This window comes from Shewanella sp. 4t3-1-2LB, assembly GCF_017368415.1.
In the GTDB taxonomy this organism is placed as follows: domain Bacteria; phylum Pseudomonadota; class Gammaproteobacteria; order Enterobacterales; family Shewanellaceae; genus Shewanella; species Shewanella fodinae.
In genome coordinates this window covers 20,307-27,366 of record NZ_JAFNJD010000054.1, presented here as the reverse complement: position 1 = coordinate 27,366, position 7,060 = coordinate 20,307, and the positions used below count along the sequence as shown (strand labels likewise).

Genomic DNA, 7,060 nt, shown 5'->3' with positions numbered 1-7,060 from the left:
TAGTTATTCCGGTCTCAATTTCTCTTTGATCAGCATAGAGAATGCCTGAATGGCATAATGTGTATATTGTATTATCAATTATTAATTGTTTTTTTATATCATTGCTAATAAATTTTTTTTCTTCTAATATTGTATTTATGTTAGATAATTTATATGTGCTATCTTTAGTGCTAATTATAAGATATTTGTCGTTTGCATCCATTGATACTATTTTTTCTTTTATATCTGTCTTAACAAAGTGTTCAATATCTTTTTTATATGTATATAGACCAGAATCAGTTCCAATCAGCAACCCGCCAAATTTTTCCGTAAAAATTAAGCTTCTTATAAATGAGTTTTCAAGCCCATTGCTATCATTGGCATAAAAGTGCTTAAAATCTTTTCCGTCAAATCGATTAAGTCCATTGAGTGTCCCAAACCACATATAACCATCGTTATCTTCGGTAAAAGATGTCACAGTATTCTGTGATAGACCATTTTTGACACCATAAGTTTCAGCGTTTAGTAGGACTGGCGGTTGTAATGTATCCTGAGGAAGCTCATCTGCAAGGCATGTTGCTGTCAGAAAAAAAGATGTAAAGGAAAACAGACAGAGCAACTTTGAAAGTGAATGTGAAGGCATAATGTAATCTTTTATAGTGGATGCCAAATCTCTGAAAGACAACTCTTTCAGAAAGTAAAGCGTTTGTCAAAGTTTAACATCTATGGAACATATATTGGGTGTCAATAACAATGCTAACATTACTTATGACGTCGTCGATATGGAAGCCGTGCACATTGATGCTATTTTCTTCTATATCTTGATCCACAGCTTATTAGTGCTGAAAATTTAAACATTAGTTGTGGCGTGTAATCATTATTTTCGGCGTGGTCCGCTCAACTATTAAATTTTTGTGTATTGAGTTTGAATGCTCTTAGATCGGTAATGGCTTCACCAGATATCAGCGGTTCTTGCTGTTTATGTTGCTCGCCAATGCTGAACAACACGAGTCTATCACTATGTTTGGTACGCATTTTTTTCATCATGAATTTGATTAAATCGGCTCGCGTCAGTTGCTGCAATTCAGCTACGACTTGTTCCCGTTGGTCAAAGCCATAATCTTTGTTTCCAATACTAACCCAGTAACGTTGCCCTCGTGTTTTAAGGTTGGCATCGTGCTCCATGATCTGATTGATTAACCCTTCTTTGGTCTGTTCCCATTGCTCATTAGTAATCTGCATTACAGCGTAATTAAAATCGGCAATGAACTGATCGATGGTTTCTAGGAGTTGCAGTGGTCCTGCAACGGGGGACTGGACATAGAAAATCATTCCGGGATGTCGATTTAGTGGCAAGTAACCGGTGCCTACCATATAGCCCAACTGTTTTTGCGTTCTCAACTCATGGAAAAACGGTGACGACATAGCGTGGTTTAATAAACTGAACAACGCCATGTGGGTTGGCTCCGCACGTTCTGACTGGTAGTAAACAATAATGGCGCTATCAGGATGTGCAATATCCAGCTCGCGCAGCAAGGTGCCTTTACCTTGTAGATCAACCAACTCGCGAGCAGATTCTGGGCTCGGTTTGGACACCAGTGATAGAATGTGTTGCAAGCGTTTAGCCAGCGCTTTGGCTTCCTGCGCTAGCCAATCACCATAGACCAGTCCCTCAAGATAAATGCGCTGATAAAAGGCGGAGATATGCTGATTAAGATCGTCCAAAGTGCAGTCTTCCAGCGCCTCAGCCATCTTTAATGGTTCATAGCTGCGGCGTTGTAACGTAACGGTAAGGCTGGTAAATAATTGCGATATTGGTTTTGCCCTCGAACCATTGTACCAACTGCGCAGCAACTGACGTTTGATGGTATGAAATTGCTGCGCTGTAAAATTCCGATCTTTGGCTTTATCTATCAATAGCGCTAACAGGGTTTCCTGCTTCCCGGTATAACCTGTGAGGTGTAAGGTGATACCGCCTTGATGGGGATAGATGTTGTAACTGAGCCCGGCGACTTCGGCTTGGTAAGTGTATTCAGTCAGGTAGTCCAGCAACATCTCAACGTAGAGCCGGGTAAGCGCAGCGTGCCGTACTGTCATACTGGCCTGCTCTGAATCCAGAGACAAATAGAGATGTCCCTTAGGGACGTTAAATTCATCGTCTTTACGATGCCAAATGCGGTATCCAGGCCCTTCGGCGACGGTAACAGGGACATCGGCCGCTGATTTTTCTGATCTAGCAACACTGTCAGCAACAATGAAGGGATTTGGCGCTGGCAGCTGTAAGCCCGGTAAATTGCCCACATCGCGCCAGGTTGACAGACGCTGTAAGGATATTGGCGATACACCATAAGGTGTTTGGTACCAACTGGCTTGTTGATTCGTATCCAACTCTGGTGCAACCAATTGCAACCGCATGTTATCGGGTGTCATCAATGCCAGTAACCCATCCATATGTGTCAGGTGATCTCCATCCATACGGTAATCACCATACATGATGTCTTCTGCCGGATAGTGCTGCATATTGATGCTTAAATGACTGGCGAGATCGAGCGGTTTTATTTGTTCCTGATGGCGGAACGCTAATTGCAGCAGATTAGCTCGCTCTTGATAACGCCATTGTTCGCGTCCTTCAAGGCGGATCAGCCTAATATAGGAAAAACAGGCTGTAATTAGATCATCTAGTGCCGTGAGACCTGTGTCAGTTAACTGAATACTGATGTTGTATTCTTTGAAGTTGTAACCATTAATACCGCCTCCGGCAGAAAGATTGCTTGCCCAACCTTTATCTTTCAACCAAGCCAGTAGACTTCCTGCACTTTCGTTCCCCAACAGATGACTGATATAAGTCAGAGGTTTGGTCTGATAAAATGGCTCGATAGCGGGTAGGCTGAAGCTGATAGTGACGCGTTTTTGCTCTTTCAATGGTACGATGTGCACCTGATGCGCTAATTGCGCAGGGGTAAACAACGGCGTATCAGGGTACTGCTTTTGGAGGCGTTGATTGGTAATGTTGCCAAAGTACTTGTGGGTGTGGAATTCCAGTTCATCTAGTGTTAACGGAGCAACTAGGCACAGTGTCATCAAGTTGGCACTGTAATGCGTCTGGTAAAATGTCAGCAATTCCTGCCGCAGTTGTTCTTCATTGCCACCCAGTGTTGCTAAATTTCCTACCGAAAATTTGGAAAACGGATGCAGCGGATTTACCGTTTCTTTTAATACCTGATAGATACGACGAATATCATCTTTCTGTTTTAATCGAAATTCTGATTCGATGGCATGACGCTCGCGGTCTACCAACTCACGGTTGAACATAGGTGCGATGAAAAACTGGCTGAATCGATCCATTGACTCAGGAAAAACTTGCGGCGGCACGGTATAGAAGAAATTTGTCAGTTCGGTGCCGGTCCAGGCGTTATTATTGCCGCCATTCTGGTTGATAAATGACAGAAAACTGCCGGCATCAGGATACTTTTCCGTACCGAGGAACAACATATGCTCAAGAAAATGTGCCATGCCCGGACGGTTGACAGGATCGTCGAAGTGGCCCACATTGACCGCCATGGATGCCGCAGCCTGGGTGGCCAAAGGATCATTGACCAGTAATACCCTGAGGCCGTTAGTCAGTTCTACGTAGCGATAGCTTCGATGGTCGTTAGGGCTGACAATAATGGGATGCATTGTGGGCAAAGTGGAAGCGTCCGTTTGGAATGAATCATTATATATTGATGGCCCTTGGCTTTTTTGGCAAATATCACCTACAGCTTTTCGTACAAAGATTGCGGAGCGGGCGGTTTTTCTGCCAGCCGAGATAAGGCTACAATAGAGGCATAATCAGAATAATATCTTCTGTAGTGAGTGATGTATGCAGCTATATTTGATGCGCCATGGGGAAGCTGGCCATGAAGCAAAGTATGACAGGGAGCGGTCATTAACAGAGTCGGGTCTCTATCATACCGCATTGATGAGTGAGTGGCTTAAATCCACTGGCGTCGAATTCCAACTGGTATTGGTGAGCCCCTATCTGCGTACGCAACAGACTTGGCAGGAAGTGTCCAAACATTTTCCAGAACCTCGCAAATGTAAGGTGTTGAATGAATTAGTTCCCGCCGCTGATCCAGAAATGGCCGCTAGACTGGTGCTGGCATATGCAGAGCAGTATCAGGCAGAGAATGTACTAGTGTTGTCGCACATGCCGCTATTGGGATATATGGTGAGTGAATTGGTTCCGGGTATGGAACCACCGTTGTTTGCCACGTCATCTGTGGCATTGGTCGATATTATTGGACGTCATACCGAACTGATGTGGCAGCAAACGACACATAGCATCAGTTAGCATGAGGGCAATATAAAAGCGTTAGATGGCGCTTTTATATTGCGTTGACTAATGGTTAACGGCGGTGTGGATGGTCACCAATATCGACTAGCACCAAAATGGCAGCATCGCCGCCCCATTCGCGAGGAGCCTGATGAAATGCTTTTATCTGTGGATGCTGTGCTAACCACAGCGGGACTTGTTGCTTGAGAATGCCACTGCCATGGCCGTGCATAACACTACAACACAGCAGGTGCTCACGAATACATGCCTCAATTAACGCGGCAATTTCCAATTTTGCTTCAGTTTGTCGGTAGCCATGCAAATCTAATAAAAGCTCAGGTGTATAGTCACCGCGCCTTAAACGTTTTAACTCCATGGCATCAACATCTTCACGACACCAACGCATTGCGCCATTTACTGGCAACAACGGCTGATAAATGTCAGAAAAATAACTCGTTGCCTGCAGCTGAACTACTTTCTCAAGCAGTTGCTGACGAGTCTTCACCGCTGGGCGAAAATGGCGTTTGTCTTGCGGCAACGGCGTAATGCCTTCAACGAGTTGTTGAAACTCCGCCAAGCCTTCTGTATTGGGATCTTTGGTCATTGGCGCATTTTATTGAATTCTGTTCCTTCTGAACAGAGTTCAGTTACAATGGGACAGTTTTGATTAAGCCGGAGTGCGATTTTGGACAAGATCTTTGTTGACGAAGCGGTCACCGAATTGAGAACCGTAGGCGACATGTTGCGCTGGGCCGTCAGCCGTTTTAATGATGCAGGCATCTATTATGGTCACGGTACTGATAATGCCTGGGATGAAGCCATTTCCTTGGTATTTCATGCATTACACTTGCCTGATGAGATTGGTCAGCAGGTTATTCATGCCAATCTTACCAGCAGTGAAAAGCATAAAATTGTTGAACTGATTATCCGCCGGGTGCGTGAGCGCGTGCCAGTGCCTTATCTGACTCACCGCGCGACTTTTGCGGGGTTGGACTTCTATGTGGACGAACGGGTGCTGGTGCCGCGTTCACCTATTGCCGAAATGATTGAAAATCGCTTCAGTCCTTGGTTATACAATAAACCGGTCAATCGGGTACTGGATTTGTGTACCGGTAGCGGTTGCATTGCTGTTGCTTGTGCTTATGCGTTTGAAGATGCTGAAGTTGATGCTCTGGACATCAGTAATGAGGCGTTGGAAGTTGCCCAGATAAATATTGAGACGCTTGGGGTGATGGATCGCGTTTATCCGATGCAGTCTGATCTGTTTAGTGCCATTCCTACAGGGCCACAATACGATTTGATCGTTTCTAACCCGCCTTATGTGGATGCGGTGGATCTGGCCAATATGCCTGAAGAATATCGCCACGAGCCTAAGTTGGGATTGGCTTCCGGCAATGATGGTTTAGATATTACGCGGCGTATTCTCGCAAATGCCGTGGATTATCTGACGGAAACAGGTTTGTTAGTGGTGGAAGTGGGTAATTCCATGATACACCTTATTGAACAGTTCCCCGATGTGCCTTTCACTTGGGTCACGTTGGAGCGAGGCGGCGACGGTGTATTTGTACTGACCAGAGATCAGTTACTGGAACAGCAGCAGGCGTTTGCACCTTGGCGCAATAACGACCAATAATACCAATTAATTCAGGAATAGGGGCAAAACAGTTAGATGTCGGGAAACAGCATAGGTCAGAATTTTGTTGTCACCAGTTTTGGCGAGAGTCACGGTCCGGCATTGGGCTGTATCGTGGATGGTTGTCCTCCCGGGCTGGCATTGACCGAAGCCGATATGCAGCGGGATCTTGATCGGCGCCGTCCGGGAAGTTCCCGTTATACCACAGCGCGGCGGGAAGCCGATGAAGTGCAGATCCTCTCTGGCGTGTTTGAGGGGAAAACCACCGGGACTTCCATAGGTTTGCTCATTAACAATACCGATCAGCGCAGCCAGGATTACTCCAATATCAAAGACCTATTCCGGCCCGGCCATGCGGATTATACCTACCAGCAAAAGTACGGCACTCGAGACTATCGTGGCGGTGGCCGTTCTTCAGCACGGGAAACCGCCATGCGGGTAGCGGCAGGAGCCATTGCTAAAAAATATCTACAGCAAGAGTTTGGGATAGAAATCCGCGGTTATCTGTCGCAGTTAGGCCCCATCTGTGCTGAGCAGCTCGATTGGGATGAAATCGAACGCAATGATTTTTTCTTTCCTGATGCAGGCAAACTGACGGCGCTGGATGAATACATGCGCGAGCTGAAAAAGTCCGGTGATTCAATTGGTGCTAAAGTCAGTGTGGTGGCAACCAATGTACCAGTTGGACTGGGCGAGCCCGTGTTTGACCGACTTGATGCCGATATCGCTCACGCCATGATGGGCATTAATGCGGTTAAAGGGGTCGAGATTGGTGATGGGTTTGCGGTGGTAACCCAGCATGGTTCTGAGCATCGGGATTTAATGTCGCCGGCGGGGTTTGAATCGAATCATGCAGGTGGTGTGTTAGGTGGTATCTCATCAGGACAGCCTATTGTGGCGCATATCGCGCTAAAACCGACTTCCAGTATTAGCATTCCCGGCAAGAGTATGACGGTGCAGGGTGAGCAAGTGGAGATGGTGACTAAAGGGCGCCACGATCCTTGTGTTGGCATCCGCGCGGTGCCAATTGCCGAAGCCATGCTGGCCATAGTGCTGATGGATCATCTGCTGCGTCATCGCGCGCAGAATCTGGATGTTACCAGCCCGACGCCTGTACTAGGAATGCGTTAACC

Annotated in this window: 7 protein-coding genes; 4 read left to right on the top strand and 3 right to left on the bottom strand. The window is 46.3% G+C overall.

Annotation, left to right across the window (positions count from 1 at the left end; all coding sequences use genetic code 11):
* On the bottom strand, positions 1-622 hold a 622-nt coding region (locus J3L11_RS16835; protein WP_278250748.1), incomplete at its 3' end, for a two-component regulator propeller domain-containing protein.
* 82 nt (positions 623-704) lie between these two features.
* Here J3L11_RS16835 and J3L11_RS19570 point away from each other — a divergent pair.
* Positions 705-833, top strand: coding sequence for a hypothetical protein (locus J3L11_RS19570; RefSeq protein WP_278250747.1), 129 nt, complete (start codon positions 705-707; stop codon positions 831-833).
* A gap of 43 nt (positions 834-876) precedes the next feature.
* Here the strand turns inward: J3L11_RS19570 and J3L11_RS16830 are convergent, their stop codons facing one another.
* A complete protein-coding gene (locus J3L11_RS16830; protein ID WP_207571726.1) occupies positions 877-3,657 on the bottom strand; it encodes an insulinase family protein in 2,781 nt (926 codons plus the stop codon).
* A 184-nt stretch (positions 3,658-3,841) separates the two neighbouring features.
* Here J3L11_RS16830 and sixA point away from each other — a divergent pair, with 184 nt between their 5' ends.
* Positions 3,842-4,312 carry a phosphohistidine phosphatase SixA gene (gene sixA, locus J3L11_RS16825; RefSeq protein WP_207571724.1) on the top strand — a complete coding sequence of 157 codons (471 nt, stop codon included), beginning with the start codon at positions 3,842-3,844 and terminating at the stop codon, positions 4,310-4,312.
* Between the two features lie 55 nt (positions 4,313-4,367).
* Here the strand turns inward: sixA and smrB are convergent, their stop codons facing one another.
* Positions 4,368-4,898 (bottom strand): endonuclease SmrB, encoded by a 531-nt coding sequence (smrB, locus tag J3L11_RS16820; RefSeq protein WP_189618521.1) that lies wholly within the window; start codon positions 4,896-4,898, stop codon positions 4,368-4,370.
* Between the two features lie 81 nt (positions 4,899-4,979).
* On the opposite strand from smrB, the gene prmB reads away from it, so the two are divergent.
* Both prmB and aroC read left to right on the top strand, forming a co-directional pair.
* Positions 4,980-5,927 carry a 50S ribosomal protein L3 N(5)-glutamine methyltransferase gene (prmB, locus tag J3L11_RS16815; protein ID WP_207571723.1) on the top strand — a complete coding sequence of 316 codons (948 nt, stop codon included), beginning with the start codon at positions 4,980-4,982 and terminating at the stop codon, positions 5,925-5,927.
* A gap of 36 nt (positions 5,928-5,963) precedes the next feature.
* Positions 5,964-7,058: a chorismate synthase gene (gene aroC, locus J3L11_RS16810; protein ID WP_207571722.1), complete on the top strand. Its 1,095-nt coding sequence runs from the start codon at positions 5,964-5,966 to the stop codon at positions 7,056-7,058.
* The last annotated feature ends 2 nt before the right edge of the window (positions 7,059-7,060 follow it).

Excerpts from the sequence above, each read along its gene's own strand:
- J3L11_RS19570 (WP_278250747.1), top strand. The coding sequence starts at position 705 with ATGGAACATATATTGGGTGTCAATAACAATGCTAACATTACTTATGAC.
- J3L11_RS16830 (WP_207571726.1), bottom strand. The coding sequence starts at position 3,657 with ATGCATCCCATTATTGTCAGCCCTAACGACCATCGAAGCTATCGCTAC.
- sixA (WP_207571724.1), top strand. The coding sequence starts at position 3,842 with ATGCAGCTATATTTGATGCGCCATGGGGAAGCTGGCCATGAAGCAAAG.
- smrB (WP_189618521.1), bottom strand. The coding sequence starts at position 4,898 with ATGACCAAAGATCCCAATACAGAAGGCTTGGCGGAGTTTCAACAACTC.
- aroC (WP_207571722.1), top strand. The coding sequence starts at position 5,964 with ATGTCGGGAAACAGCATAGGTCAGAATTTTGTTGTCACCAGTTTTGGC.